Origin of the sequence: Hansschlegelia beijingensis, assembly GCF_045505405.1 — a bacterium.
Lineage (GTDB): Bacteria > Pseudomonadota > Alphaproteobacteria > Rhizobiales > Methylopilaceae > Methylopila > Methylopila beijingensis_A.
In genome coordinates, this window is record NZ_JBJKEX010000513.1 from 1 (window position 1) to 1,421 (window position 1,421).

Below are 1,421 nucleotides of genomic sequence, written 5' to 3' on the forward strand. Positions count from 1 at the left end.
GCGATGCGGCCCGCGCGTGCGCGCAGGCCGCGGCGGCTGTCAGGGTGGGGATCAGACCTTCGCCAGCAGCTCGGCGACGGTCACCTTCTCGGGCAGCACCTTGCGCTCGACGAGCCAGTCCGCCGCGTTCTGCAGCTGGGCCACGAAGTTCTGGTCGGTGACCGGATAGATCTCGTAGCGGCGCTTCAGCTTGAGGAAGTTCTCGCGCACGACCTCGCCGTAGCGGGGCGGCGTGCCCTGCGCGATCTTCTCGGCGTCCTCGGGGTTCGCGCTCGCCCAGTCGGCCTCGGCCTTGAATGCGGCGTTCACGGCGCGGACGATGTCGGCGTTCTCCTCCGCGAACTGGCGGCGGGTGAGCCAGGTCGTGAAGTCGATCTGGAAGTCGAGATCCCGCTCTTCGATGAAGACGTCGTGCGCCTTGTATTCGACGCGCGCGATGTCGACCCCGGGGCTCCACATCGACCAAGCGTCGACCTTGCCGGAGGCGAGCGCGGGCGCCGCGTCCGGCGGGTTCAGATAGACGAACTTCACCTGGCTGCGGTCGAGACCGTGTTTCTCGAGCGCGGCGACGAGCAGAAACTCGCCAAGGCCGGACCGGTTGACCGCGACCGACTTGCCCACGAGGTCCTTCACGCTGTCGATGCCGGAGCCGTCTCGGGCGATGATCGCCGTCGTGCGCGGCCGGTAGATCAGGAACTGGGTGAACACGAGCGGGGAGCCGGCGATGATCGCCGCCAGAGCGGGCGTCGTGGAGCCGCCGAACGAGAAGTCGGCGCTGTTTCCGGTCACGGCCTGCAGCGTCGGGGCATGGTTCGGGAAGGGGCCGACCCATTCGACCTTGAGGCCCTGGTCGGCGAGCGTCTTCTCGAACGCGCCGCGCTCCTTGGCGATCAGCGTCAGCCCTCCGGAGGGGCCGAAGGTCAGCCGCACCTTGTCCGTGTTGCGGGAGAGGGCCGCGCCCGGCTTCAGCCCGAGCGCGACTGCGCCGGAGGTTGCGGCGGCGGCCGCGAGGAGGGAGCGGCGCGACAGTTTCTTGAACGAGGGCATGTCGGGACTCAAGGTTGGGACTCAGAGGGTATCGAGAGAGGGCGCCGGGCGCTGCGCGGTAGCGCGGGGGTCGGGCGTCACGCCCAACTGCTCGAGCAGTTCTTTGCGCAAGCCGGGATGCGCTTCGCCGTCGAGCCGGCGCTCGAAGGCGATCGCGCCGCCTCGCATCACGAGGATCCGGTCGGCGAGGCCGATCGCCTCGTCGACGTCATGGGTGACGAGCAGAACTCCGGGCCGATGGCGGGCGACCAGCTCCTTGACCAGCGCCTGCATCTTGAGCCGGGTCAGGGCGTCGAGCGCCGCGAACGGCTCGTCGAGCAGCAGCAGCTCCGGCTGCTGCACCAACGCGCGGGCGAGCGCGACGCGCTGCGCCT

The 1,421-nt window shown here is 69.7% G+C and carries 1 protein-coding gene and 1 pseudogene; both read right to left on the reverse strand.

What is annotated here, in order from left to right; genetic code table 11:
• Window positions 1-51 precede the first annotated feature (51 nt).
• Window positions 52-1,047, reverse strand: coding sequence for an NrtA/SsuA/CpmA family ABC transporter substrate-binding protein (locus ACIKT0_RS18225; protein ID WP_407106742.1), 996 nt, complete (start codon window positions 1,045-1,047; stop codon window positions 52-54).
• A 21-nt stretch (window positions 1,048-1,068) separates the two neighbouring features.
• Window positions 1,069-1,421 (reverse strand): annotated as a pseudogene (locus ACIKT0_RS18230) (sulfonate ABC transporter ATP-binding protein); the annotation flags it as partial.

Excerpts from the sequence above, each read along its gene's own strand:
- ACIKT0_RS18225 (WP_407106742.1), bottom strand. The coding sequence starts at position 1,047 with ATGCCCTCGTTCAAGAAACTGTCGCGCCGCTCCCTCCTCGCGGCCGCC.